The organism is Zunongwangia mangrovi (assembly GCF_900112105.1).
Classification (GTDB): Bacteria; Bacteroidota; Bacteroidia; order Flavobacteriales; family Flavobacteriaceae; genus Zunongwangia; species Zunongwangia mangrovi.
The window spans coordinates 494,236-519,808 of sequence record NZ_FOKV01000001.1 but is presented as its reverse complement, the minus strand read 5'-3'; the positions used below and the strand labels follow the sequence as shown (position 1 = coordinate 519,808).

The window sequence follows — 25,573 nt, the reverse complement described above, 5'->3', positions numbered from 1 at the left end:
GATTTATTTTATTTTAATATATGGCTTCTCCCTCTCGCTATTTATCACTGGACATTCTACGCGGAATGACGGTTGCCCTTATGATTTTGGTTAATAATCCAGGAAGCTGGGCTACGATTTATGCTCCCTTTAAACATGCAGCCTGGCATGGGTTTACATTAACAGATCTCGTTTTTCCTACCTTTTTATTTGTGGTAGGAAATGCAATGAGTTTTAGTTTTAAAAAGATCAATACATGGAGTAACACAAAATTCTTTACGAAAACGTTTAAAAGAGCAGCGCTTATCTTTTTAATTGGTTTGGGACTTACTTATTATCCTTTTGTTCGCCGCGTAGAAGGAGAATTTATTCTGAAGAATATTCTGGATATCCGGATCATGGGTGTTTTACAGCGAATAGCCATCTGCTATTTACTAGCATCAATTGCCATTCGATTCCTGAAGAAAAAATGGCTCGTTGTTATATCGATTTTTATCCTGTTATTCTATTGGTTTTTATTACTGTTTTATGGCGGAAGCGATCCTTACAGCCTAGAAGCAAATGCCGCTTTAAAATTCGACCAGCTAATATTTAACGAGGAAAATGTTTATCACGGTTACGGAATTCCGTTTGATCCTGAAGGTTTACTTAGCTGTCTTCCGGCAGTGGTGAATGTAATTTTTGGTTATCTGGCAGGCGCTTTTATTCAGCAAAGTGCGAATAAGAAAAAACTGGTAGTTCAGTTCATTCTTGGCGGTTTGGCGATGATCGCTCTTGCACTTGCCTGGGATTTATATTTACCTATTAATAAACCTATCTGGACCAGTACCTATGTGATCTTAAGTACCGGCTGGGATCTAATTATTCTTAGTGCACTCATCGCGATTTTAGAAATTGCGAATTTTAAATCCTGGTCACGATTTTTTGAACCTTTTGGTAAAAATCCACTATTCATTTTTGTACTCTCCGGAGTTGTAGTACTAACAATGGGGCTTATATTTATTGGCGATACCTCTTTAAAGGGCTGGATTTATCAAAATTTATTTCTAAGCTGGTTATCTCCTTATAATGCATCATTTTTATATGCGTTATTATTTTTAGTGTTCATGTGGCTTATTGCCTATATTTTAGATAAAAAGAAAATTTATATCAAAGTTTAAACCTAACCCAATGCGATTATTTTCTCTTAAGAAATTATTTCTAACCACCATTGTTTGCTGCGGAATTCAATTCAGTTCTTATGCACAACAGCAACCCGAATTTTTAGAATATACCAATAGTACATGGGTAGATTCTGTAATGCAGAAGTTATCTCCCAATGAAAGAATAGCCCAACTTATTATGGTAGCAGCTTATTCTAATCGAGATTCGAAACATAAAGAAGAAATTTTAAAGTTGATCAAAGAGCAAAAGATCGGCGGACTCATTTTCTTTCAGGGAACTGCAAAAAAACAGGTGCAGTTAATGAACGATTACCAATTGGTTTCTGAAGTTCCGCTTCTTGGAGCAATTGATGCCGAGTGGGGATTGGGAATGCGTTTGGATAATACGATTAGTTTCCCTTATCAAATGGCTCTAGGTGCGATTCAGGATGACACCTTATTATATAAAATGGGAGAAGAAGTAGCGCGCCAAATTAAACGAACTGGCCTACACATGAATTTTGCTCCCGTGGTAGATGTAAACAACAATCCCAATAATCCGGTGATCAATTACCGAAGTTTTGGAGAGGATAAAGAAAAAGTAGCCAAAAAAGGAATCGCTTATATGAAAGGGATGCAGGATCAAAAGATCCTGACCACCGCCAAACATTTTCCCGGGCATGGCGATACCGATACCGATTCGCATAAAGCTTTACCACAAATAAACCATCCATTTTCAAGATTGGATAGTTTAGAGATGTATCCTTTTAAGAAATTGATCGATGCTGGGATTGGTGGTGTGATGGTGGCGCATTTAAATATTCCGGCGCTGGATAGTAGCGGCGTTCCTTCAACTTTATCTAAAAAGATCATTAGCGGAATCTTAAAAGAGAAGCTTGGTTTTAAAGGTTTGATCGTAACCGATGCCATGAACATGAAAGGCGTAACTACCGGAAATGAACCTGGCGTTGTGGATAAAAAAGCGATCATTGCCGGGAACGATCTTTTAGAGTTTACAGAAGATGTTCCAAAAGCTATTGCTGAAGTTAGAAAAGCAATAAACCAGGGTGTGATCTCTCAAAAAGATATAGATGAAAAATGCCGAAAAGTGCTGGCGGTAAAACAATGGGTAGGTTTACATAAATATGAGGCGCTTAAAACAGCGAATATCGATAAAGAATTGAATAATTCTTACGCGAAATATATTCAGCAGAAACTGGTTGAAAAATCGCTTACGGTTTTAAAAAATGAGCAGGAAATGATTCCGCTTCGAAGATTGGATACCTTAAAAATTGCGAGTATTTCAATCGGGGCCGAAAAGAAAACCACTTTTCAGGAAAATTTAGGCTGGTATACCAAAATCGACCATTTTCAGCTTAAAAATGAAGCCAGTGCGAGTCAGATTTCCGCAGTAAAAGAAAAATTAAAGAATTATAATGTAGTGATTGCCGGTTTACACGATCACAGTAAATATCCTAGAAACAGCATTCAGTATTCAAATGCGGTTTTAAAATTTATTGCTGAAATTGCACAAAATGAGCATACTATTTTCAGCGTTTTTAAAAATCCGTATACGCTGAATAAAATCGACAATATTGAAGAAGCTTCAGTATTAATTGAAGCGTATCAGGACTCTGAATTATCGCAACAAAAGGCAGCGCAACTCATTTTTGGTGGATTTAAAGCGGATGGAAAACTTCCGGTAAGCGTTGGCGATAAATTTAAGGCTGGCGATGGCGTAGAAACTTCAGAAAAGATTCGGTTTTCGTACACCGCACCAGAAGATGCAGGAATGAATGCCGATTTTCTACAAAATGGGATCGATTCTTTAATGCAGCAGGCAATGGATCTTAAAGCGATTCCAGGCGGAGTGGTTTTGATCGCAAAGGATGAAAAAGTTGTTTTTCAAAAAGCCTATGGTTTACACAAATACAGTGATACGGTAAAAACAAAAGCTTCAGATCTTTTCGACCTGGCTTCGGTAACTAAAATTTCTTCAGCTTTACCTGCCTTAATGAAATTGCATGACGAAGGTAAATTCAGTTTAGAAGATGGGATCGACGATTATTTGCCCTACTTCAAAAATTCTAATAAAGCTGATGTTTCTTTTCGACAAATTTTTGCGCACCAGGCACGTTTTAAACCCTGGATTGCTTTTTGGCAAAATACCTTAAGAAAAAACGGAAGTTATAAATGGAATACCTTTAAAAAGGATTCTTCAGCAAGATTTCCAGTAAAGATTAGCGACGATATGTGGCTGCATCGCAATTACAAAAAGAAGATTTATAAAGCGATAAAAAAGTCTCCGCTAGAAGAAAAAGCTGAATATAAATATTCGGGGCTTGCTTTTTATTTGCTTCCGCAGATCGTAGAGAATTTGAGTAATGAAGATTACAGAACCTATTTAAATGAAAATTTCTACTCAAAATTAGGGGCGACAACTTTGGGATATCGCCCAACAGAAGAATTCGACATTTCCAGAATTGTTCCTACTGAAAGTGATTTTAATTTTAGACACGAACCAATTCACGGCAGTGTTCACGATGAAGGAGCCATTATGATGGACGGCGTTTCAGCTAATGCAGGATTGTTTTCTAACGCAAACGACCTGGCAAAACTAATGCAAATGTATTTGAATATGGGCGAATATGGAGGCGAGCGATATATTGAAGAAACTACTTTTAAGGAATGGACCAAAACACAATTTCCAGAAAATAATAATCGCCGCGCAATAGCTTTCGATAAGCCAAATTTAGAATATACCGGCCCGGGAAATAATACCGCCAAAGATGCCAGTGCAGCTAGTTTTGGACATACCGGTTTTACCGGAACAATGGTTTGGATGGATCCGGCCAAAGAGCTGCTTTTTGTGTTCTTGTCGAACAGGGTATTGCCAACCAGAGATAATCAAAGACTTTATAGTTTAAATACGCGAACGCAAATTCAGCAGGTTTTATATGATTCTATTGATAATTAGGATAGAATTTTTAGGGTATTTGTTCATTTCCAGGTAGTATTTGGGAATTTTAAGCCTAAATTTTTAGGGAAAGTTATTTGTAAATGATTACTCTTTTCTATTCAAAACTATATATTTGCCATGCTAAGCTAACTACACCGAATGAAACATTTACAACTACTGCCTCTTTTAGCGATTGGTTTATTTATCTCTAACCGTGCATTTTCTCAAAGTGAGCTTACAGGAGAGATTATAGATGAAAACAGCGATCCGGTTAGTTTTGCAAATGTAATTTTACTTAATGCAAAAGACTCTGTTTCTGTAGTAAAAGGAGTTATTTCTGAAGACGATGGGAGTTTTCGTTTTGAAGATTTAGAGCGCGATGCTTATGTATTAAAAATTAGTTTTTTAGGTTTTTCAGATTATTTAAAACGAGTAGAAGTTGAAGATAATACCAATCTTGGTACAATCGTTTTAAAAGAATCCAGTAATAATTTAGACGAAGTAACCGTAAGAGCCAGGAAACCTAAGATTGAGCGAAAAATAGACCGAATTTCTTTTAATGTCGAAAACTCGGTAATTTCAAGTTTAAACACTTTTGAGATCTTAAAGCGAACTCCAGGCGTAATTGTTAGTCAGGGCGAATTATTAGTTAAAAATCGTCCTGCAACAGTTTATATTAACGATCGAAAAGTTTATTTATCTACGGCCGAGTTAGAGCAGTTACTATCTGGTTTAAGTGGTGAAAATGTAAAATCTGTAGAGGTGATTACAACTCCGCCTGCAAGATATGAAGCTGAAGGTAGTGGTGCGATCTTAAATATCGTAATGTCTAAAAATCCGTCGATAGGATATAAAGGAAGTGTAAATGCCTCGAATACGATCGCAGTTTTACCAAAATATAGTTTAGGAACTAGCCAGTATTATAAAACCAATAACGTAAATGCTTTTGCGAGTTATAATTTTAATGCCAACAATATTTATAAGAACGACGAAAGTAATGTGACTTATTTTGAGCAGGATGGCTCAGAAAATTCTACATGGCTTGGTGATTTTGAACGTGATACTAAAAATTATGCACACAGTTTAAACACGATCCTGGATTTTACACTTTCAGAAAAAAGTAGTTTAAGCCTAAGCGCTAACTTGAATTTCACTCCAAAAAATGACTCAGATCTTCGCGGAAGAACAGATATTTATGATCCTTCAGAAGGTTTAGTATCATTTTTTACTACCGATAGCCGTTTGGAAAATGAAGGCAAGAATATGCTTTTTAATGCCGATTACGCTACAAGTTTAGGCGAAAACGGAACTACTTTATCGGCACAAGCCAATTACATTCGATTTGATGAAAATCAGGATCAGGATCTAAATACTTCTTATTTTAATGGCGATGGTGGTGGAATTAGAAATAATGCCATTTTAACTCAGGGTTTTCAAAACTCAGATATCTATACCGGGCAAGTAGATATTACCACAAATATGGGAAGTTTGCCATTAGAAACCGGAATCAAATATTCTGGAATTACTTCTAATAGTGGTCTTGATTTTTATGATAGTTTATTAGATCAGGTAGATGATCTTTCAGATGCTTTAGATTACGACGAGAATATTTATGCAGCCTATTTTAGTACGTCTAAAGATTGGGAGAAATGGAGTTTAAAAGCTGGTTTACGAGGAGAATATACAGATATTACCGGGATTTCTACTCAAAACGGACTAGTAAACGATCAGGATTATTTTCAGTTATTCCCAACTTTTTATGCAATGCGAAGTCTTGGCGAAGAGAATTCAATCAGTTTAGAATATAGCAGAAGGATCGAGCGACCAAGATTTCAGAGTTTAAATCCGTTTCAATATTACATTAACGAGAATAATGTAAAAGAAGGAAATCCTTCTTTAGTGCCGGGTATCGCGAATAAGATATCTTTAAATTATTCGCATAAAGGAGTATTGTTTTTTGATTTGTATTGGGACAGGGTAGATAATTCGCCTTCGGTTTTAGCATTTCAGGATAACCAAAATCAGATATTAAGAACGCTAAACGACAATTTAGATTACACTCAGCAATTCAGTTTAGATATTACTTATGCTAATTTTGTGACCGATTGGTATTACCTGTATGCGTACGCATCTGGATTCTATATGGAAAACCAGATTTATGCCAGAGAAAGTGCCCCAGAAACTTACAAAATCGATACGTTTAGCACGTTTGTTAACGTAGGAAACTACTTTTATTTTGGTAGCGACGGGACATTTAGTGGGAATGTAAACACCTATTTTTTACCCAATATTTTAGCCGGAAGCTACAAATATCAAGACCCGCAATTTGGATTGGATCTAGGGCTACGTAAAACTTTTATGAACAATAAGATCTCAGTTTCTATAAATGCTGAAGATCTTTTTAGAACCATGAATATTCCGCTGCAAAGCCAGTATTTAAATCAGGATAACGGATTTTATGCGATTTCTGAAACGCGAAGAATCACTTTTGGTATTCGATACAATTTTGGGAATTTCAGGTTAAACGATAATAGCCGAGCGATTAATGCTGATGAGGAAACCAGGCTTCAGGAAAGAAATGTCTTAGATTAATGCCTTATTGAACTGTGATTCTTTTTCTGCGGAAGTGATTCTTGGTTTTAATAATCGGATTTTTTTCAGCTAAAAGATTTAAAAAATTTATACTGAAATTATCGAATTTTAGACTCTGTTTTTGCTGAAGTAATCATAGCGCAATATGTTGTTCTCATTCTATTTTTTGTAATTTCTCATCATTTAAAGTCAATTCAGAAAGAACTCTAAGCACTTGAAAAAAGGTAGTTTACCTGAATTTTAAATTCTTCAATCTTATTTATTAATTTTGCACTTTCTAAAAAACAAAAGAACGTGGCAAAAATAGGAGATATAGATGTAGGAGAGTTTCCATTGCTTTTAGCACCAATGGAAGATGTGAGTGATCCACCATTTAGAGCCTTATGTAAAGAACAGGGCGCAGATGTGGTGTATACCGAGTTTATCTCTTCAGAAGGTTTGATTAGAGATGCAGCAAAAAGTGTGATGAAACTGGATATTTACGAAAAAGAACGTCCGGTAGGCATTCAGATCTTTGGTGCAAATCTAGAATCGATGCTCGAATCTGTTGAAATTGTAGAAAAATCTGGCCCGGATATTATTGATATTAACTTTGGTTGCCCGGTTAAAAAAGTAGTTTCAAAAGGTGCCGGTGCCGGTATTTTAAAAGATATAGATCTCATGGTTTCCCTAACAGAAGCTATGGTAAAACACACTAAACTCCCTGTAACTGTAAAAACCCGTTTAGGTTGGGATCACGATTCGATAAAAATCCTTGAGGTTGCCGAGCGTTTGCAGGATGTTGGTTGTAAAGCGATTTCTATCCACGGAAGAACCAGAGCGCAGATGTACAAAGGCGAAGCCGATTGGAGGCCGATTGCTGAAGTAAAGAATAATCCCCGAATGCATATTCCAGTTTTTGGAAATGGAGATGTAGACACTCCTGAAAGAGCCGTAGAAATGCGTGATGAATACGGTTTAGACGGCGCGATGATCGGTCGTGCAAGTATCGGGAATCCGTGGTTTTTTAGAGAAGTAAAGCATTATTTTAAAACAGGAGAACATTTAGCGCCACCAACGTTGCAAGAGCGTGTTGAAGCTGCGAGAAGACATTTACAGATGTCGATCGATTGGAAAGGTGAGAAGCTGGGTGTTTTTGAAACCCGAAGACATTATACCAATTATTTTAAAGGTATTCCGCATTTTAAAGAATATCGCATGAAAATGGTCACCAGCGATGATGCAGCTGATGTTTTTAAAGCTTTTGATGAGGTAGAAAGAGATTTCGCCGGCTACGAGTTTGTCTAATTAGTATTTAGAAATAAGATCGCTTGGCTGTGAGATTTTAGATTCTAGAGTTTAGATATTGCACTGGAGAAGTAGGATTTATTTTTATTGGCATATTTTGAATTGTGAATTAACAAGGTGTCACTTCGAGTGATTTTAGTGAAGTGATAACGGAACTAAAATTGTATCGAGAAGTGTAATGAAGTTAGAACCTAGATCGCTTATACTGTTAGATGTGAGAGTTTAAAATATAGAGCATAGAAAATAGACTTAAAAAGAAAGAATCAAGATTATATAATTTTGAGAGTAATTTTTTACTAAAAGTTGATCGCTTATAACTAACAGCTTCCAAAAACTGCCTACTGATACTGTTTACTGAATCACTGAAATTACTCTTCCAGTGCTTTTTTACTTCTTCCAGCGGCAAGGAAAGAGGCCAGTAGTCCTAGAATTCCTATGGTTAAAATTACGGTGAGAATATTGCTAATTTCGATCGTAACGGGATAAGCTAAACTAGGTGTGATCATTACCAGGTCGAATTGCATTTGTAGATAAATGAGGATAATGGCAAATAGAAGTCCGATTCCCCCACCAATGGTACACATTAACATTCCCTGGGTAAAAAAAATATTTTTGATCTGTTTTGGTGTCGCGCCTAAACTCTGCAAGGTTTTGATATTATCCTTTTTATCCAGAATTACCATAATGATTGATCCCACTACGTTGAATAATGCAATAATTAAAACTAGAGTGAAAATCAGGTAAACGGCAAGATTTTCAGTATTTAGCATTTTGTAAAGTACATCATTCAGTTGTGCTCGAGTTCTAATTTCAACTGAATTGTCGAAGGACTTCAGTATTGTTTCCTTTACGGATTCTTCGTCAGCCTCCGCAGATAATTTTATTTCTACAGCGCTAAAGGTGTTTTCATCTAAATCTAAAAGGCTTTGCGCAAAACCAATATTAGAGAAAACATATTTATCATTTAGATCTGAATTGATGTTATAAATACCACTAACCACAACGCTTTTCTGGTTAAAAGCATCGGCAGGATTGGTAATCTGTCCCTTTCCCGGTTTTGGAACCAATAATCGCATTAAGCGGTTATAATTAAAAAGTCCGGGATTTAGTTTTCTTGAAATATCAGCTCCAATTACTACCTGAGGTTCTGAAGATGTAAACCATGTGCCATCTACAGAGCTATCGATTTGCGTAACCTGCTGGTAGCGTTCGTCTACTCCTTTTATAAAAGCCCAGGCTGTTTTTTCTTCGTATTCTAAGAAAACACGTTCTTCGATAGTCTTGCTGTAGCTTGCAATTCCGTCGATATTCGCAAAATCTTCATCTAATTTTTCAGAAAAATTAATGGTTTTACCCGTTTTCGGAATCACTTTTAAGTCGGGATCAAACTCATTAGCAAATGCAAGACTAAACTCGCGCAGGCCAGAGAATCCCGAAAGCACAATAAATAAAGAAAAAGCCCCGGCAAAAACGCCAATAGCAGCGATTATAGTGATAATATTAATCGCATTATTACTGCTTTTAGAAAACAGGTAGCGTTTGGCGATGTATAAAGGGAACTTCAAGTTATGACTTTTTCCTACGTTCTAAAAGATCTGGATTATTGATTGGATCTTCGTCGCCTTTCATCGATTTTTCAATATTCTCGATATATTCTAGAGAGTCGTCGATAAAAAAGCTAAGATCGGGCATTTTACGTAGCTGATTTTTGGTACGTAAAGCCATTTGATGTTTGATCTTCGACTTTATTTCGTTTAACTCACTTAGAATTTCGTTGGCATGTTTCTGCGGAAAAACGCTTAGATAAGCTTTGGCAATGCTAAGATCTGTAGTTACTTTAACTTTAGAAACAGAAATTAAAATTCCATTTATCCCGGCATCTCTTAAATTATTATTTAAGATTTCTGCCAGATCTTTCTGCAAAACGCCTCCTATTTTTTTCTGTCTGTTTGTTTCCATGTTGCAAAAATAGTACTTTAAACTTAGCTGTATATTTATTGAAGATAAGAATAATTATTTTAGTGTGATCTTTGCTCGATAATCGAGATTAAATTTTTATTGCCTTGGGGTATTTTACAAAAATTAGTATCGGTTTTAAATAATTCTGAAATGAAAAAGATAGAACATATAGGTATTGCCGTGAATGATCTTGAAGAAGCTAACAAAATCTATGCGGCGGTGATGGGAAAACCTCATTATAAAAAAGAAGCAGTAGTAAGCGAAGGTGTGAATACTTCTTTTTTTGAAATTGGAGAAAGTAAGATTGAGTTATTAGCGGCAACCAGCGAAGATAGTGCTATTGCAAAATCGATTCTGAAAAGGGGAGAAGGGATGCATCATATTGCTTTTGCGGTAGATGATATTGAAGCTGAAATAAAACGGCTTAAAAATGAAGGTTTTCAGCTTTTAAATGAGCAGCCAAAAACGGGAGCAGATAATAAGTTGGTAGTATTTATGCATCCTAAGGAAGCCAATGGAGTTTTAATTGAACTTTGCCAGGAAATTAGGTAAACTTTGCTGAAATATTTAATGACATTGTAAAAGTCAATGATATTGAACTAATGGTATTACTCATAAAACATTACTAAGCAGATGCTAGATTTTGTGTCTAGATTATTTATTATCAAAATATTAAATATTGATAGTAGACTAATTTAAAAAAATGTTTGGCGTATAACTGGGATTTATCTAAATTTGCGCACCCATAATTAATTTTGTGGACTGGTCCTATAGCTCAGCTGGTTAGAGCACTTGACTCATAATCAAGGGGTCCATGGTTCGAGCCCATGTGGGACCACCAGTAAAACCAAGCCTTACAGAGATGTAAGGCTTTTTTATTTCTTCTTGGGTACAACATATGTACAACATATTACTAAGTATTATACACCTATAAATAGATATACTTATTTTTAAAATTAAATCGAGGGGGAGTGGTAATCAATGGGTGACCGATTTCCTAGAAAGTGCATAGCCTATTGCTTAAAATATAAAATAGTTTAACTTATTGTAAAGAGCGATTGAAAAGATGGATGATGAGTTGACGTTTTTGAGACCTTTAGGTACTGTACTGTGAGCGGCACTACTTTATTTGGCGGAACCATCCACTCGATTGTGAACTGTACAATTTAGTTAGCATTACCCCAATTATCCGGCAATCGGGATCTATTGTTAAAGGGAAGAGTTGAATAGGTAAAATAGAAAAAACTCGCGGATTTTCGTAAGTAGGCGAGAACTAGCTATTAATTATACACGTTAATGCTACACGTTTTTATTTTTTATTTGCAATGAATTCATCTGCAATTATGTAAGGTTGTCTCAGATTAAAATCGTGAGGACTTACATCTTCATTCCCAAAAATCAGCAGTTTTGCATCTGGTCGGTACGCATTACCTTTGCCATAATCTTTGATTACATTTTCTACATTGAATTCAATTCCGTGCTTTTCACAAACTTGTCTTATCGGTTCAGCTAAAGGTGCCGTAATTCCGAGGTTCATTTTCCCGTTTTGTTGATAATATTCTTTAATGCTAAAAAAATGTCTGTTTAATTCTATCCAATTTCCAGCTTTTTGTTCGTAAGCAAAGAATAAATCTCCGATGAATTCACTTGGATTTTGAGGATAACCTATTAATTCACATTCCAATTCATTTTTGTGAAATGTCCAGAGTAAAGGATGCTCATTTAAAATCTTTAACTTGATATAAGGTAAATACTGTTCTGAAAATAATCCTCTAAATTTAATCGTATTATGAGCAATTAATCTCCAATGGTCAGCTTCTTTAATCTTTCCGAAGTCGTCTCGTTCTTCCACGATGAAATTAAATTCCATTTTATTAAAAGGTCCGATTTGACCTTTTAGTTTAGTCAAATTAAACTGTCCATTGTGATAGAATTCAAATGAATTAGTTTTCTCAATTAATTTGTCAATCATTGTTTTTTCTCAAATTTGTGGAAATGGTTTTGAGTAGGCCAGTTGCGGGTTTATTAGCCAGGTTCTGTCTGCTTAAAAAAATATAGCTAAAAACATCGAATATCGATTAAGTACTTAGACCCAATTGACCACACGCGTTGTTAGCCACTGGCATTATTTCCTTGCCAAAAATTCTTTTGCTGTTAAAACAGGTAATTTTGAATTTTTAAAGTCTTTTTTATTTCTTGTAATGATAATATCAATATCATTTTCGATTGCGGAATAATATTGAAGACCATCTTCAAAATCTGGAAAAGTTTCATCACTTAAAGCAAGCTCAGTTATTTTATCATCTAAGCTTAATAATTCTACAAGAACTTTAAATTTTCTCAGAATTTCTCTTGCTTCTTTAGCAGATTTTAATTTTGTCAGAATGTAATTCGTATTGGCAAAAGTTAGAGCTGAAATTGTAAGATTTAACTGTTTTTTGTCCGCTTGTGAAAATAAAGTTGCTGCATCATCATAAAAATCTTTTCTTTTAGAAAGTAAATCGATTACGATGTTTGTGTCGATCAATATTTTTGTCATTTATATTTTTCAATTAAATATTGAGTATATTCATCCGTAACATCTAAATCTTTATCAATAGAAATAACACCACTCAAACTTTTTACCAAAGGTGTGATTTCATTTTCAGTTCTTTCTTTTTTAGTTAAAGTGCCTAAATAAGACTCTATTAATTTTGATAGACTAATATTATTAGATTTTGCGTAATGCTTAGCAGTCTCAATGATTTTTTCATTTAAACTTAATGTGAGTTTTTTATCCATTGCAAAATGTTTTACGTGCAAATATAAAAAATTACCACGTAATTGATTTGGTTTTGGATGTTTTTTCCTTAAATCTGACTTGTTATACCTCTATTTAAAAAGTCTTTTATTCCATTTTTTTCAGCTAAAATATGCGTGTTTCTTGCAATTAGAAGAACACTATTGTAAAAAAGCGTCTTTTTCTGCAATAAGGAAAAAGTTATTGTAAATATTTGCCAGTAGTTCAGGAGCTGGATTTACTTATTACTATAACTTTATTTAATTAGGATGTTCATTAATAAACAATGATCTATTACGAATTCATCCATTAGTTTTCTTTTGGTTATATTTAATAAGACAAAAGAATTGATACATGGAGAAGTTCATTCAGATCTCAGCAAAGGCATTGGCTCAATTGAGGTCTGGATTCAACTATTTTCTGGAAGAGAAAGTTCAGGCTAATTCTACCAATTCAATTCTTTTTCTTCTGTCCATCTTTGTTTTATTTCTGCTAAGCTTCAGCCTGATTCTAGGTTTTCCAAACATCGCCCAGATTCTTATCATTATTGCAGTTTTAGCAGGTATCATGCTTGTTATTCTTGTGGGGTTAGCTATTTACTATGAGTCTAATAGGCATCTTACTAAAGGACATCATAACTTTAAGATCGAACCCATCAATAAAAGCCGTATTCGTTTTGATCTTATTCAGTTGGATAAAGCTTCTCAAAAGGAATTCATAAGGCTTATGAAAGGGAAACGGGTCAATCAAAGAATCAACTTTACTATGGGAAATAAAAGTGGAGATTCGGCCAATCATAAGATTCTCTTTGTTCTTTTTGATGAACTATTGGTAGGAGGGATTCAGGATCTTGCTGGTGAACGTAAACAATACTTTTTTGACTTACTTATGGAATCGTTTTTAATGAATAATGCTCCGCTTAAAGCCTCCACATTGAAAACCAGCTTTTCGGCCTGGAAAGGGGATCAGGAAAAAATAAACTCCCGAAATCAACGAAAATTAATTAAACAGGTGCTACGGAAAGACTGAAATTCAATCCTAATATTCTTAATTTTTCCAGATCATATACCTATAAGCCTTACTTTTTTCTTCTTTTTTCATCTGACCGTTAGTTTATAGCATAATTAATGAATAATATCTTATTGGTTTAAATTATGGTATTGATTTACAGGTATTTGCTTTCTTAAGTTTGCTTTAGCTAAAATTATAAGAGGCCTCTTATGCAGTTTTAATTTTAAAGTAAATACTTATGAAAGAGCAAGAAAAAGTGGTGGATTTACTACAGGAAATTAAAGTACTGTTATCCCATAAGAAGAAAGTTATGAATGTTGAAGACCTATCTGTTTATACCGGGCTTTCCAAAAGTAAAATATATAAACTTACCCACCTTCAGCTTATCCCAATGGGAAGCAATCCTAATATTCGACAAAAGTTTTTTGATAGGGATAAGATTGATGCCTGGTTGTTAGGGGAACCTGATCTATCGGATCAACATATCGAGGAGCAATTCAATAAAACATTATTGAAAAACAAGAAGTAACCTATTCACTTAATTTATTTACTATGAAGAGTATACCATATTTAAGGGTAGGGACTTCGTATTATAAAAAAGTCAAAGCACCTACCATTGCCGGGCACTTCAATGAGCTTTTGCTCCCTTGGAGTGTAGAGACCATTCGACAGGATCATGGAAAATCATACCTGAGTAAAATTCCTAAATATGATGGGTTTACCTGTATTCCCGATCACCTGAATTTTAAACCGGTCTATCATGATTTTTATAATATCTATTCCCCCTTAAGTAATATTCCTATACAGGGCGAATTAGGTTTTAGTCTGAATTTTGTCCAACATATTTTTGGGGAGCATTTTGAACTGGGATTGGACTATCTGCAACTTTTATATACCAAACCGGTGCAAACCTTACCAATCCTTTGTTTGGTTTCGAAAGAGCGGAATACCGGAAAAAGTACCTTTTTAAAATGGCTGAAAAGCATCTTTGAAAATAACATGACCTATCTGACCAATGATAGTTTTAGTAGTCAGTTTAATGCGGATTGGGCGAATAAGCTTCTGATCTGTATTGATGAAGTGCTTTTCAATAAAGAGGAGCTGACCGAGCGGATCAAATACCTTAGTACCACCAACATTAATAAGTTAGAGGCTAAAGGGAAGGATAAACGGGAAGTGGAGTTTTTTGGAAAGTTTATCCTATGTAGTAATAATGAGGATAACTTTATCAAGATTGATGGTAATGAAACCCGGTTCTGGGTGCTTAAAGTGCCTAAAATTACGGTTGAAGAAACGGATTATCTCTATCATCTCAGCCGGGAAGTTCCGGCCTTTCTTCATTTTTTAAAACACCGTCAATTGCATTCCAAACATCTCACCAGGATGTGGTTTCATCCTTCCCAGTTAAAAACGCCAGCCTTAAAAAAATTGCTTGCCAATAATCGTAACCGGGTAGAAAAAGAACTGGCCACCATTTTACTTATGGGTATGGATCACTTCAATATCGATGACATTCAACTCTGCCCGATTGATGCATTACAACTACTGAATCGGACACGGATTAAAACGGATCTTACCCAGCTAAGAAGGTTGCTGAAGAATTCCTGGAAATTGGAGAATCAAAAGAATACGCTTTGCTATCAAAGATTGGTATGGTGGGGGGATGGATCGATAGAGCAGCGGGAAGCAAAAGGCCGCTATTTTAACATTTCAAGGTCGTTTCTGACCGAGAATTTTGATGAATTGATGAACGGGGAAGGTTAAGCCCTGTATTTATAGGGGTTTTAGGGTTCATCATTTATTCATCAAATGTTCATCAAAAATAAAAGTGATGAATAAAAGCCTGCTATTGAAAATAAAAATGATGAATTGATGAATTTTTGATGACAGCTTCAGCTCAATGTCTATAAGGGCTTAGGAGGGGTTCTCATCAATTCATCAAAAAAATCCAGAAAATAGAACGCTTATGAAAACAAAGAAAATATGCTGTGAACATGCTCGTAATTTAGACATCGTACACGTACTCGCTAAATTAGGTCATTATCCCAGCAAAACAACGGTGAAAGAAGCCTGGTTTCTGAGTCCCCTGCGGTCAGAAACACAGGCCTCTTTCCATGTCTCTTATCATAAAAACAGATGGTACGACTTCGGATTGGGAAAAGGTGGAAATTGCCTGGACCTGATTATTGCATTAAAACAATGTTCCATTGCTGAAGCTTTACAATTTCTGGCCAATGATCAGCAGCTAACAATTTCAGATTTAAAAAACCCTTCTTTGTCTTTTCATAAGCAGATTTCTAAAAAGAAAAAGGAGGGAATTAATATACTTTGTGTTCAGGAACTCTCAAACATTCAATTACTCCGCTATGCTAAAAAACGGGGGATCCCCAGAGAACTGATTCGAGGATTGACCAGTGAAGTACATTTTGAATTATATGGAAAACCGTATTATGCCATTGGTCTCCAAAATAGACGAGGAGGTTATGAGCTTCGGAATGCTTTTTATAAGGCTTCAAGTTCTCCTAAATCCTATAGTTATTTTCAACAGAATGGAAATGGTCTGATCATTACCGAAGGATTATTTGATTACCTGTCTTTAGCGTTATTGGATCCTGAGCTATTTTTTACCCGTGATCATATCATACTCAACTCCCTATCCTTTATTCAGGAAATCATCAAAGGTTTTGAAGGCTATCCTGATCCGATCTTTTTATTCCTGGATCATGATGCTGCTGGAGATCATATGACTTCGTATTTACTAGAACATTTTGCTCAGGCCATCGACCTGAGATATCGCTTTTATCCACATAAAGATCTTAACGAAAAACTTTGCCATGTTCAACGAGAAAATACCCTTTGAAAGTGAAAAGAAATCCTCCTATTCCTTAAGCTTTGAAAAGCTAAAAAAAAGGGAAGGCAAAACGAGGATTTCCAATGATGGGGACACGGGTTCCCATCAAACGGAAAATTCTAATATAGATCCTAATTCAAGATGTGTGTCTGTGGACACAATCTTGATTGCTCCCCATGGTCGCAATGAAAAAAAAGAGAGGTTTAAGGGGAAGACCTCCTTAATCAAATTCAGGTGTACGCTGTACCAGAAAAAACTACTGAACATTAAGGCCAAAAGATCGGGACTCAACCTTAGTGAATTTTGTCGGAAATCAGCCATGGATTTGCCCATTAATGAGCGGATGCGCGATGATCATATTGCTATCTACAAGGACCTTGTGAAATTCCATAACAACTTTAAGTCGATCGGGAATATGTTCCGAAAAAGGGATCCGAGATTATCGGCTGAAGTTTATAAGTTGGCTGAGGCCATGAAGCAACATCTTAAAAAACTGGACCTATGATTGGTAAAGGAAAATCTATTAGTCATACCCAGGCTTCCATGAAGTATGGATGGAACCAGGAGAAAGAGGCCGAAATTGTCTACGCTCAAAATATAGTAGGAGATTCTCCGCAGGAAATTAGCCGGGAGTTTGAACAGATCCAAAAGCTGAATGAGCATTGTGAACGCAATACGCTGTCGTTTGTCCTGAGTCCTACCATTGAAGATGGGCGGACACTGGATCAGCGTAAACTCGGAGAACTGACCAAAGATTTTATGCGGGAGATGAAACTGGGCGAGCGACAGGCGATTGCTTTTGTGCATCAGGATAAAGAGCATAAACATGTACATCTTTATGTGAACCGAATTGATTTTGATGGTCGCGCCTATAAGGATAATTTTATTGGTAAACGTAGTCAGCATGCTGTCGAGCGCGTAGCTCATGAACATCAACTGACCACCGTTCGTGAGGTACAGCTCATACGAGAGATCAATCTTACCGATATCCGTTTGGAAATCAAACGCCGACATGAGCTGACCATGAAACAGTTTAAACCGGAAACTTATAAAGCTTATATGCGCGGGATGGAAACCAATGGAGTAAAAGCGATTCCATTTATCAATAAGCAACAAAAACTACAGGGCTTTCGGTTTGAATTTGATGGGCATAGCCTCAAAGGCAGTGCCGTGCATCGCTCCATGAGTATGTCCAATATCGGAAAGCAAATGGCACGGGAACATGGTCTCGAGAAATTCAAAGAACTCAATAGAGCGATTAGCCTGGCGAAAAGCCCGGAACCGGTGCAAATCAGCTTAAAACTATTGAAAGAAATCGCAAAAAAAGTTATTAAAAAGTCCATATCCAAAGGCATGGATATCGGATACTAAACCTCTATAATTATGGCAAAAATTGATGAACTATCGGAATTGTTATGCTCCGAGCTGGCAAGCTTTGAACAGCATATGAAACGACTGGAAGAAATTCATTCCCAAGGGATCCACCTGGATACCGAAGACCTGATACGACGACTTTCAAGTCTGGAAGATACCATGGATTTTGAAAAGAACGAATATGAACGGATTTCTACGGAATTATCCGATACCATCAAAGAGGCGAAGATCTATCCGAAATGGGCGCTTATTGTATTTTTTGTGTCTTTGAGCTTGAATATTATAGTTATAACTTATTTTATACTTAAAATGTTTAAGGTCATTCCGTGAAGATGATTTAACCATAATTTTATTTTAAAGACATCCTTATTTTAAAGTTGGTACTTAGTTTTCATTTTAAAAAAATGGAAGAAAAAGCTGGTTTGCAATGTTCCCGGAAGGAATTGTATGATAAAGTTTGGAATAAGCCACTTACTAAAATTGCCAAAGAATATGATATCTCGTATTCGAAATTAAGAGAAACCTGTAAAACTCAAAATATTCCGCTTCCTCCTAATGGATACTGGATGAAACTTAAATATGCTAAGCCAACTAATCAGAAGCCTTTAATAGGTAATCATAAAGCTGAAATTAGAATAGCTCCAAATTTACCTAAGCTTGATAAGAATAAACTTCTCGAAAAGCTTAAGGTGCCAAAGAAGCTACCGAAGAAATTAGATCCTATCGTGGCTGCTACAAAAACCTACCTTGAGAATGGGAATAAGCCACCTAGAACCATACACGCATATATGGAACGCAATGACCATGGAACAATTTCTTGTTCTGTAAATAAAACTCAGGAATCTAGAGCACTTCGATTGCTAAATACCTTAGTTCTAGAATTGAAAGCCCTGGGGTATAATTTTAAATTCAATTACTATAGTTGTTTTTTAATCATGAAAGGGCTAGAATTTGAAATGTCCATCCGTGAGAAATATAAACGGGTTCCAAGGGAGAAACCTTCATGGGAGGGGCAAACGGATCTAATTCCTACTGGATTTTTGCTCATTCATTTTAAACATCGGTATAGTTCAGAGCGTGTTTTTCACGATACTAAAACCATTACACTTGAAGAACGACTGCCACGTATTCTTCAAATTTTACAAAATTGGTCCGAAAAAGAATATGCGGAACACCTACAACATCTGGAATGGAGTAAAGCTCAGGAGGAAAAAGAAAAACAGGAAAAGCTTTTTAGGGAAAAACGTGATCATGAAGTTGAGCGTTTTGAGGAGTTCATTAAACAATCTAATCGATGGGAATTTGTTCAGAGGTTACGAGTTTTTGTAAAGGAATATGAAAATAAGCTTGCTAATATAGATACGCTGACCTCCGATCAACAAGATTTTATTGATTTTGCTAAACGAAAAATAGATTGGCTGGATCCTACAGTATCAATAGAAGATGAACTTTTTGAAGATGTAAATCCCAATCGATTTCTCGATCAAAAATAAGTAGCTCCGCCTTTGTATATGCCTGGGCACTTAGTGAGTGTTTAAAAAAGTTAACCTCACCTTATGGGTATACAACTACCCTCTATTTGAAACTATGAATTTTGTATCTCCATTTTTATACTGTTCGTTATCAACTAATTTTAATAAAAAATGCACACGCACTGTAGATGCCGAAGCACTTAGTGATTGCTATCTAATAACCTCACCTTACGGGTGTACAGCCACCCTCTACTAATTCAAATCAATCAATAATAAGTTCAATTCCGGCTTTCTCTGCCTTATATTTTATTTTCATCGTAAGATCGTAATAGCTCCAATTCCGAAATAAAAATGCTTCCTCTTTGGCTATTTTTATTTTTTCTTCTTGGTTCATCAAAACAAGCGTACCGGCCTGATGTTTTATACAGAAATCTATGAGCTTCCTACTATAGACATGTAAGCGATTTTGTACATAATTGTATTCTGCATTTTTAAATCGTTCTAATGCTTTTGTTTTGCGCTTTCGCCCTTTGCCTGATTTTGCATAGTTTACTCCTGCTTCTACTCGCTTTCTTGCCGACTGAATCGCTAATCGTCGATGTAAAAACTCTTCTTTAGAGCCAATAGCCAGCTTTGCTCTTCCGATCTTGACAATGATCGGATATTCAATCGAAAGGGAGGCTTCCGCTATCTTATCTGGTTGTAGCTTGTGTTTTTCCTTTTCGAACTCAAAAACCGCATGCATAAAAATCTTATGCTTTTCCAACTTTAAATGGGATGTGCGAAGTTTGAGCTTTCCTTCCATTAATCGGTGTAAGAGTTTGCGCGTTTCGTGATAGTCTTTTCCTAAATAGAACACCATTGGTATGGAAAAGAAGCGGAACCGAAAAATATGTTTCTCTTCATCGTATCTTAAACCACATACTCCTTCAAAACTAAAGGGAAAAGCCATATCTCTTTTAAAGTTTTTTACAGATCGCTCTCCTCTCCAATAAGCATCCCGGTTTTGTCGAAATGAACTGAGCAGCGTACTATTCAGATGGGTTAGGATATTGGTGGGCATCTCGCCTTTAAAACGATCGGAAACTAAACGATAGGTGGTATTAATACGAGAGCGGTTAAATATGCCGTTTTCTGATTTCTTTTCATCCAGCAGCTTATATCGAACCCCTTCCGAGAAGTAAAGGAATTCCTGCGCCATTTCCTGGATATATAAATGAGAAACGATAAGATTTGATGCCCGGTAACAATTATATTGCCAGTCATATAATTTACTCAAAGCTTCCTTGCGTTCTTCCTGGGTAGGAAGATCAACTAGTAATTGGATTTTTCGAGTAAGTTTCGTTGTTGATGTACCCATAACTAAGCGGTTTGTAATTGTTCTTCATGTTTCTGCTGCATCAATTTATAGGCTATCATAAACTGACGGTGGACTTCCTTCTGCGGAAGTTGTAGCTCTTCAGCAATTTTTGAAAAGGAATGCTTTTTATCACATCGCAATTTTAACACCTTCGCCTGTTCATTGGTCATTTCCAGAGATTCCTTTTCGGTATTGGATGTTGACTGAATCGGCTGATTTAGTTTACTTCCTCGATGAATAATTTGCTTTAGATCATCGATGGCCAGGTAAACTTCGTTACTGGCATGTTTAACGCTTATGCCCATTAGTTTGGAAATAATCGCATATTTAAAATCATATTTTAAACAAAGTTCTATTAATTGTTTCCGCTTCGGTTCTATAAAAGGCAATACTTTTTGAATGCGATCATAATACTCCTGCTCTGACTTTTGATCCAAAAGATGTTGATCTTCTTCGGCTTCAGGATCAAAGCCGTGCATATAATCCTGATAGTTTTCATAAAATTCTAAGCGGTTGATCGAACGATAGAATTTATTTTTTGGACGGCAGTAATAGAATGTACATTCCCTCTTTACTACATGACGTAGAAAAAAGAACACGTGTTCGGGTCGCTCTATGGTATCACGAAGCATCCATAGTTTTAGAAAAGCATCCTGCATGATCGTTTCTACAACAAATACATCTTGAATGAGTTGTCTACCAATAAAGAAGATATGCCGACTGTGCCTGGCATAAATAAACTCCATAGCGTCAGGATGTCCTTGTTTTAAGAGTTTGAAATCACGTTCCATAACCAACAGTTTTTAATGTTGGATCGGATTTTCGAGTAAGTACTGTATCTATAAAAAATGCAAGTCTCTCGGTATGGTCTATAATTTTCATAATTTTGCTGTGGTTTTGTTTGTCTTTAATTAGTTGATCAAGCCATAAGCCTTCCCCACCAGCTGTCAAACTTGAGGGAAGGCTTTCTGGCTTCAAGCCTAGCCTAAACGGCTCATTCAATAAACGCTGGTTTGTTTCTTCTTATAGGTTTGGTTATTTAATGCATGGATCAACTCTCTTTCTCTCCGAAAATAGTAATGCTTTAGAATTTCTATTTACAATAGCTTCTATGTAAATGCTAACAGTAATGCTTAGTGATGCTCAAATATAATAAAAAAGTAAAATAATGGTACTTGTACCTTTGTTAAAATTATAAATAAGCTTCTAATTGTATAGTCGAAAATTCGATTATGGTTAGTGAAATAGAGGCTTACATAATAGATAAGGTAAAGGAGAAGCGAAAAGAAAAAGGTTTTTCCCAAATAGCACTATCCCAAAAGTTAGGTTTAAGCGATAGTTTTATTTCTCATGTAGAATCTAGTACACGAAGAGCCAAGTATAATCTTAACCATTTAAATCAGATAGCAATAATACTAGAATGTTCACCAAAAGATTTTTGGCCAGAGAATGGATTATAAGGCAATTATAAAACCCATAAATGAGGTCATTAAAAGTTAAATAGTAAACGATGAAAGTAGAATTTATTGGTCAAGGTTATAATCTTAACAAAAACACTTCAGTTTTTCATGAAATTAAAAAACTTTTATTAACTAGTCATTTTACCTCATTTAAATGTTTAGTTGCATTTGCAACAAGATCTGGAGTTTCATCCTTAACTCCATATATTCTTAAGGCAAAAGATAACATAATTGATTTTCAAATCATAGTAGGAATAGATGATATTACTACATATGAAGCTTTAAAAGAAATACTTTCATGGAATGTAAAATCATATATTTATCATTTTCAAAGTAATTCTTCTGTGATATTTCATCCTAAAATTTACATGTTTGAAGGGAAGGAGAAAAGTCATATTATCATAGGTTCAAATAATATGACTCAAACTGGTTTAGTTCAAAGTATTGAGGCTTCTTCATCAATTGAATTGGATTTAAGTCATAAAGCTGATTTAAAATTTATAGATTCGATATATAACTACTTTGATCCAATTTTTAAGTACCAAGATCAAAATCTCGAGTTAATAACCGAAGAGCTACTAGAGAAACTATTAGAAAAAGGTAAAATTCCTACAGAAAAAGAAATTCGAAATAGATATAAAGAAAATAGAAATTCAAAAATAAAGACTAAGGATAGTGATCAATCTATCTTTCCTCCTCGAAAAATTCAGCCCTTACCGAAGGAGTTTAGAAGTAAGACTTCAAAGGTTTCAAGTCCAGAACAAACTTATGATAATAAAATTTCTCAAATAGATACTTCAAAGCTCGCTTTCTATAAACAATTAGTGAAAAATGATGTTAGTTTGACGAGTTCTCCAGGACAGATGATCATTCCTATTAAGTTTTTAGATATTTTTCCTACTTTCTCTACGGTTCAACGTAAACCAAATGGAGCTTCCCAAAGAGAGGTGAAATTTGATGTTCATTTTCAAAGTGAAAATTACAATCAGGTTTTAAATGGAGTTAGATCAATATATTATGTACCCAGCCCAGAACACCCCCGTAAAAATAAAGAGCTTAGATTCACATTGCTAAATCGAAATATACATAGCACATTAAATGCTAAGGATTTATTAGTTTTCTATCGTTCAACATCTGAAGATATACATTTTATAGTAAAACATTTAAAATATGAATCTGTAGAAGCTAAAGAACTTTTGAAAAATGGCAGATATAACTTTATACAGCCTGATAAATAAGAATATAAGAATTTTTAAATTTCGTTTTGATATTTGGGGTGAATGTTCTAGTGTATTTTCTTTGATCAAAAGCTAATTCTTGAACCTTTGTATATCCAGATTTTTCCATCAAATTATCCGATATTTTATTTGCCTTAATTAATTCACCTTTTATAATTCCATCTCCAATGACCATACAAAAATAGCCCTTGTTCTTTTGAACTTTTCTTATTTCAGATATAATTGTCTCCAGTGCTAGTTCGTATTCATCAATACCTGCATTATTATCACTATGTTTATTTCTTGAACCAAATTCTCCAGACTGAGCTTTTTTATAATCAAGATTTAACCAATTCATCCTATGTTTATGATATAAATAATAGTCATAACTATTTACATAAGGAGGAGAGGTAATTACAGTGTCTATTTTATTATTTACAAATGATGAAATTTTACGAGAATCATCATTAAATACTTTGACTATTTTATTTGATGCTTCTTGATTAAACTCATTTAGCTTTAATGACATTTTATTCAGGGCACGATCCAACTCTTTAAAAACTATACCTTGATATAATTTTTTTTCAATGGCTGTATATCTAGTGTCGCTATCTTGATTAGACACTTTTACAATAATAGAAGATAAAGCTACCGATAATAGGTCTCGCACATCTGATTCATCAATGGAATTCAAATGATGTAAAACTATAGAGATTTCTTTTTGAATAAAATCTTTGAACCAATGATTAATGTTGTGAAAATGTGGGTATTTATAATAATTTTTATTATTTATATCAAATAGGACTTTTTCTTTGAAATCTTCAATTTTAGAAAAATCACTTTCATCAATTTTAGTAGATTTTACCTTTGATATTAATGAAGATAGAGGGTTAATATCGACACCAATTGCATTTCTTTGATTCAATTTTGACTCTACTAGGGTAGTACCTGAACCACAAAAAGGATCAAGAATCCAATCATTTTCATTGGAATATTGTAAAATAAGTTCTTTTGCTATTTGAGGAATGAATTTTGCAGGGTAAGGATGAAAACCATGTGTTGAATAGTTATTTCTTTTATAATTTTCTAAATTAATAGAAAAAGGTTTTTTTTCTAAATTGAGCTTGGTTTGATTCATATTTTTTTAAAAGATATAATGTAAGAATGACCAATATTTAAATAATAATTTCTGGAGGGATACCCTAAAACTACGAGAGGTCTGAATTGAGTTTGGTCGTAAATTCTAATATCCCATAGAGTAAATCCAGCATTTTCCGCAGCTTTTATAACATCTCCATGAAAATTGACATAAGGCACTTTTCTTTTTAAATCCCTGTAATCCTTTACGACCCAAACAGCATAGCTATTTTTTTTTAATACCTCAAAACTTTTATTCATGATATCTTCCAATTGATTCATAAATTCATCATAAGGTAAATTTCCTAGATCTCGGTTGCTTTCTGAATATGGGGTTGGATTACTGATCGCTTTAATTTCAGAATGTTCTCTCCATTTATATCCAAAATCACCTTTTATAGTTTGTAGAAGGTTAGCATAAGGTGGACTTGTTAAAATAAAATCAATGCTTTCCTTTTTAAGATGTTTTGTCATGTTTCGACAATCATCACATATAACTTTATGATTATTCGGGTCGATTATATCTTGAGAAGCTAAATCTGCGAAATTAGAATCTACTTCTATACCAACTGATTTCCTACCTAAATTAGCAGCAGCATCTATTGTAGTTCCCACTCCTAAAAATGGATCTAAGATTACCTGATCCTTTTTAGAATATATTAAAATTTGTTGTTCAGCTAGCGATAAAGGAAAACTTGCTCCATGTTGTTTTTGTTTATCTGGTTTACGTCCCTCATACTTCTCCACACTTTTACTTAAAGCGGCCCATTCTTTTCCACTTAGATTATTCAGCTTATTTTCTCTTTTATCCTTCCTTTTGCCATAACAGTCTTTGCAAATATTACTTTTTGCTCTTTCTGTACCTTCATAGGAATAAGAAGGTTTGCCACATTTGGTACATTTAAAACTGACTTTCTGATTCATTCTTCGCGCTAAAATTTCGAGTAAAAATAAAAACTAAACTTAGAAACAACTATATTATTATTAAAAACAT

24 protein-coding genes and 1 tRNA gene are annotated in these 25,573 nt (G+C 34.9%); 16 read left to right on the top strand and 9 right to left on the bottom strand.

Annotated features, from left to right (window positions below):
- Positions 1–20 precede the first annotated feature (20 nt).
- The 4 genes from BM201_RS02370 (at position 21) to dusB (ending at position 7,959) form a co-directional block, all read left to right on the top strand.
- Positions 21–1,139 carry an acyltransferase family protein gene (locus tag BM201_RS02370; protein ID WP_092539785.1) on the top strand — a complete coding sequence of 373 codons (1,119 nt, stop codon included), beginning with the start codon at positions 21–23 and terminating at the stop codon, positions 1,137–1,139.
- A 10-nt stretch (positions 1,140–1,149) separates the two neighbouring features.
- A complete protein-coding gene (locus BM201_RS02365; protein ID WP_092539784.1) occupies positions 1,150–4,098 on the top strand; it encodes a serine hydrolase domain-containing protein in 2,949 nt (982 codons plus the stop codon).
- Positions 4,099–4,239: 141 nt separating this feature from the next.
- Positions 4,240–6,672, top strand: a complete 2,433-nt coding sequence (locus tag BM201_RS02360; RefSeq protein WP_092539783.1) for an outer membrane beta-barrel protein — start codon at positions 4,240–4,242, stop codon at positions 6,670–6,672.
- 294 nt (positions 6,673–6,966) lie between these two features.
- Positions 6,967–7,959 (top strand): tRNA dihydrouridine synthase DusB, encoded by a 993-nt coding sequence (dusB, locus tag BM201_RS02355; protein ID WP_092539782.1) that lies wholly within the window; start codon positions 6,967–6,969, stop codon positions 7,957–7,959.
- Positions 7,960–8,327: 368 nt separating this feature from the next.
- Here the strand turns inward: dusB and BM201_RS02350 are convergent, their stop codons facing one another.
- Positions 8,328–9,524: an ABC transporter permease gene (locus BM201_RS02350; protein WP_092539781.1), complete on the bottom strand. Its 1,197-nt coding sequence runs from the start codon at positions 9,522–9,524 to the stop codon at positions 8,328–8,330.
- 1 nt (position 9,525) lies between these two features.
- Positions 9,526–9,918 carry a 30S ribosome-binding factor RbfA gene (gene rbfA / locus BM201_RS02345; RefSeq protein WP_084842026.1) on the bottom strand — a complete coding sequence of 131 codons (393 nt, stop codon included), beginning with the start codon at positions 9,916–9,918 and terminating at the stop codon, positions 9,526–9,528.
- Between the two features lie 150 nt (positions 9,919–10,068).
- On the opposite strand from rbfA, the gene mce reads away from it, so the two are divergent.
- A complete protein-coding gene (gene mce, locus BM201_RS02340) occupies positions 10,069–10,470 on the top strand; it encodes a methylmalonyl-CoA epimerase (protein WP_092540588.1) in 402 nt (133 codons plus the stop codon).
- 212 nt (positions 10,471–10,682) lie between these two features.
- Positions 10,683–10,759 (top strand) — tRNA-Ile (locus tag BM201_RS02335).
- A gap of 468 nt (positions 10,760–11,227) precedes the next feature.
- Here BM201_RS02335 and BM201_RS02330 read toward each other — a convergent pair.
- From BM201_RS02330 to BM201_RS02320, 3 genes are all read right to left on the bottom strand, one after another.
- On the bottom strand, positions 11,228–11,890 hold the full coding sequence (locus BM201_RS02330) for a hypothetical protein (RefSeq protein WP_092539780.1): 663 nt from the start codon (positions 11,888–11,890) through the stop codon (positions 11,228–11,230).
- Between the two features lie 153 nt (positions 11,891–12,043).
- On the bottom strand, positions 12,044–12,457 hold the full coding sequence (locus BM201_RS02325) for a type II toxin-antitoxin system VapC family toxin (RefSeq protein WP_092539779.1): 414 nt from the start codon (positions 12,455–12,457) through the stop codon (positions 12,044–12,046).
- Positions 12,454–12,699, bottom strand: coding sequence for a DUF6364 family protein (locus BM201_RS02320; protein WP_092539778.1), 246 nt, complete (start codon positions 12,697–12,699; stop codon positions 12,454–12,456). Before BM201_RS02320 ends, BM201_RS02325 begins: the two co-directional genes overlap by 4 nt.
- Positions 12,700–13,051: 352 nt before the next feature.
- Here BM201_RS02320 and BM201_RS02315 point away from each other — a divergent pair, with 352 nt between their 5' ends.
- The 8 genes from BM201_RS02315 to BM201_RS02280 all read left to right on the top strand — a co-directional run bounded on the left by BM201_RS02315 (position 13,052) and on the right by BM201_RS02280 (position 19,426).
- Positions 13,052–13,726 carry a hypothetical protein gene (locus BM201_RS02315; protein ID WP_092539777.1) on the top strand — a complete coding sequence of 225 codons (675 nt, stop codon included), beginning with the start codon at positions 13,052–13,054 and terminating at the stop codon, positions 13,724–13,726.
- Between the two features lie 220 nt (positions 13,727–13,946).
- Entirely contained in the window at positions 13,947–14,237 is a 291-nt protein-coding gene (locus BM201_RS02310) for a helix-turn-helix transcriptional regulator (protein ID WP_092539776.1), read from the top strand.
- 23 nt (positions 14,238–14,260) lie between these two features.
- Complete coding sequence (locus BM201_RS02305; protein ID WP_092539775.1) at positions 14,261–15,472, top strand: primase-helicase family protein; 1,212 nt, start codon at positions 14,261–14,263, stop codon at positions 15,470–15,472.
- Between the two features lie 202 nt (positions 15,473–15,674).
- Positions 15,675–16,568, top strand: a complete 894-nt coding sequence (locus tag BM201_RS02300; protein WP_092539774.1) for a toprim domain-containing protein — start codon at positions 15,675–15,677, stop codon at positions 16,566–16,568.
- A complete protein-coding gene (mbpA, locus tag BM201_RS18200) occupies positions 16,543–17,064 on the top strand; it encodes a mobilization protein MbpA (protein WP_245758553.1) in 522 nt (173 codons plus the stop codon). The genes BM201_RS02300 and mbpA overlap by 26 nt, the downstream gene beginning before the upstream one ends.
- Entirely contained in the window at positions 17,061–17,930 is an 870-nt protein-coding gene (locus tag BM201_RS02290) for a relaxase/mobilization nuclease domain-containing protein (protein ID WP_092539773.1), read from the top strand. The genes mbpA and BM201_RS02290 overlap by 4 nt, the downstream gene beginning before the upstream one ends.
- Positions 17,931–17,942: 12 nt before the next feature.
- On the top strand, positions 17,943–18,263 hold the full coding sequence (locus tag BM201_RS02285) for a DUF6730 family protein (RefSeq protein ID WP_092539772.1): 321 nt from the start codon (positions 17,943–17,945) through the stop codon (positions 18,261–18,263).
- 74 nt (positions 18,264–18,337) lie between these two features.
- Complete coding sequence (locus BM201_RS02280) at positions 18,338–19,426, top strand: hypothetical protein (RefSeq protein ID WP_092539771.1); 1,089 nt, start codon at positions 18,338–18,340, stop codon at positions 19,424–19,426.
- 241 nt (positions 19,427–19,667) lie between these two features.
- On the opposite strand, the gene BM201_RS02275 is transcribed toward BM201_RS02280, so the two are convergent.
- A complete protein-coding gene (locus BM201_RS02275) occupies positions 19,668–20,765 on the bottom strand; it encodes a hypothetical protein (RefSeq protein ID WP_092539770.1) in 1,098 nt (365 codons plus the stop codon).
- 2 nt (positions 20,766–20,767) lie between these two features.
- Positions 20,768–21,556, bottom strand: coding sequence for an RNA polymerase sigma factor (locus tag BM201_RS02270; protein WP_092539769.1), 789 nt, complete (start codon positions 21,554–21,556; stop codon positions 20,768–20,770).
- Between the two features lie 441 nt (positions 21,557–21,997).
- Between BM201_RS02270 and BM201_RS02265 the strand changes: the two genes are divergently transcribed.
- Together BM201_RS02265 and BM201_RS02260 are read left to right on the top strand one after the other, a co-directional pair.
- Positions 21,998–22,225, top strand: coding sequence for a helix-turn-helix domain-containing protein (locus tag BM201_RS02265; protein ID WP_092539768.1), 228 nt, complete (start codon positions 21,998–22,000; stop codon positions 22,223–22,225).
- A 50-nt stretch (positions 22,226–22,275) separates the two neighbouring features.
- On the top strand, positions 22,276–23,463 hold the full coding sequence (locus tag BM201_RS02260; protein ID WP_092539767.1) for a restriction endonuclease PLD domain-containing protein: 1,188 nt from the start codon (positions 22,276–22,278) through the stop codon (positions 23,461–23,463).
- Here BM201_RS02260 and BM201_RS02255 read toward each other — a convergent pair.
- Positions 23,444–24,580, bottom strand: a complete 1,137-nt coding sequence (locus BM201_RS02255; protein WP_092539766.1) for a DNA methyltransferase — start codon at positions 24,578–24,580, stop codon at positions 23,444–23,446. The two genes, BM201_RS02260 and BM201_RS02255, sit on opposite strands and share 20 nt — an antisense overlap.
- Complete coding sequence (locus BM201_RS02250; protein ID WP_092539765.1) at positions 24,577–25,503, bottom strand: DNA methyltransferase; 927 nt, start codon at positions 25,501–25,503, stop codon at positions 24,577–24,579. Before BM201_RS02250 ends, BM201_RS02255 begins: the two co-directional genes overlap by 4 nt.
- Between the last annotated feature and the right edge of the window lie 70 nt (positions 25,504–25,573).

Coding starts and splice junctions, on each gene's coding strand:
- BM201_RS02360 (WP_092539783.1), top strand. CDS start 4,240: ATGAAACATTTACAACTACTGCCTCTTTTAGCGATTGGTTTATTTATC.
- BM201_RS02265 (WP_092539768.1), top strand. CDS start 21,998: ATGGTTAGTGAAATAGAGGCTTACATAATAGATAAGGTAAAGGAGAAG.
- BM201_RS02320 (WP_092539778.1), bottom strand. CDS start 12,699: ATGGATAAAAAACTCACATTAAGTTTAAATGAAAAAATCATTGAGACT.
- BM201_RS02250 (WP_092539765.1), bottom strand. CDS start 25,503: ATGAATCAGAAAGTCAGTTTTAAATGTACCAAATGTGGCAAACCTTCT.
- BM201_RS02255 (WP_092539766.1), bottom strand. CDS start 24,580: ATGAATCAAACCAAGCTCAATTTAGAAAAAAAACCTTTTTCTATTAAT.
- BM201_RS02325 (WP_092539779.1), bottom strand. CDS start 12,457: ATGACAAAAATATTGATCGACACAAACATCGTAATCGATTTACTTTCT.
- mce (WP_092540588.1), top strand. CDS start 10,069: ATGAAAAAGATAGAACATATAGGTATTGCCGTGAATGATCTTGAAGAA.
- mbpA (WP_245758553.1), top strand. CDS start 16,543: ATGTTCAACGAGAAAATACCCTTTGAAAGTGAAAAGAAATCCTCCTAT.
- BM201_RS02275 (WP_092539770.1), bottom strand. CDS start 20,765: ATGGGTACATCAACAACGAAACTTACTCGAAAAATCCAATTACTAGTT.
- BM201_RS02285 (WP_092539772.1), top strand. CDS start 17,943: ATGGCAAAAATTGATGAACTATCGGAATTGTTATGCTCCGAGCTGGCA.
- BM201_RS02370 (WP_092539785.1), top strand. CDS start 21: ATGGCTTCTCCCTCTCGCTATTTATCACTGGACATTCTACGCGGAATG.
- BM201_RS02365 (WP_092539784.1), top strand. CDS start 1,150: ATGCGATTATTTTCTCTTAAGAAATTATTTCTAACCACCATTGTTTGC.
- BM201_RS02300 (WP_092539774.1), top strand. CDS start 15,675: ATGAAAACAAAGAAAATATGCTGTGAACATGCTCGTAATTTAGACATC.
- BM201_RS02315 (WP_092539777.1), top strand. CDS start 13,052: ATGGAGAAGTTCATTCAGATCTCAGCAAAGGCATTGGCTCAATTGAGG.
- BM201_RS02290 (WP_092539773.1), top strand. CDS start 17,061: ATGATTGGTAAAGGAAAATCTATTAGTCATACCCAGGCTTCCATGAAG.
- BM201_RS02330 (WP_092539780.1), bottom strand. CDS start 11,890: ATGATTGACAAATTAATTGAGAAAACTAATTCATTTGAATTCTATCAC.
- BM201_RS02305 (WP_092539775.1), top strand. CDS start 14,261: ATGAAGAGTATACCATATTTAAGGGTAGGGACTTCGTATTATAAAAAA.
- rbfA (WP_084842026.1), bottom strand. CDS start 9,918: ATGGAAACAAACAGACAGAAAAAAATAGGAGGCGTTTTGCAGAAAGAT.
- BM201_RS02310 (WP_092539776.1), top strand. CDS start 13,947: ATGAAAGAGCAAGAAAAAGTGGTGGATTTACTACAGGAAATTAAAGTA.
- BM201_RS02280 (WP_092539771.1), top strand. CDS start 18,338: ATGGAAGAAAAAGCTGGTTTGCAATGTTCCCGGAAGGAATTGTATGAT.
- BM201_RS02270 (WP_092539769.1), bottom strand. CDS start 21,556: ATGGAACGTGATTTCAAACTCTTAAAACAAGGACATCCTGACGCTATG.
- BM201_RS02260 (WP_092539767.1), top strand. CDS start 22,276: ATGAAAGTAGAATTTATTGGTCAAGGTTATAATCTTAACAAAAACACT.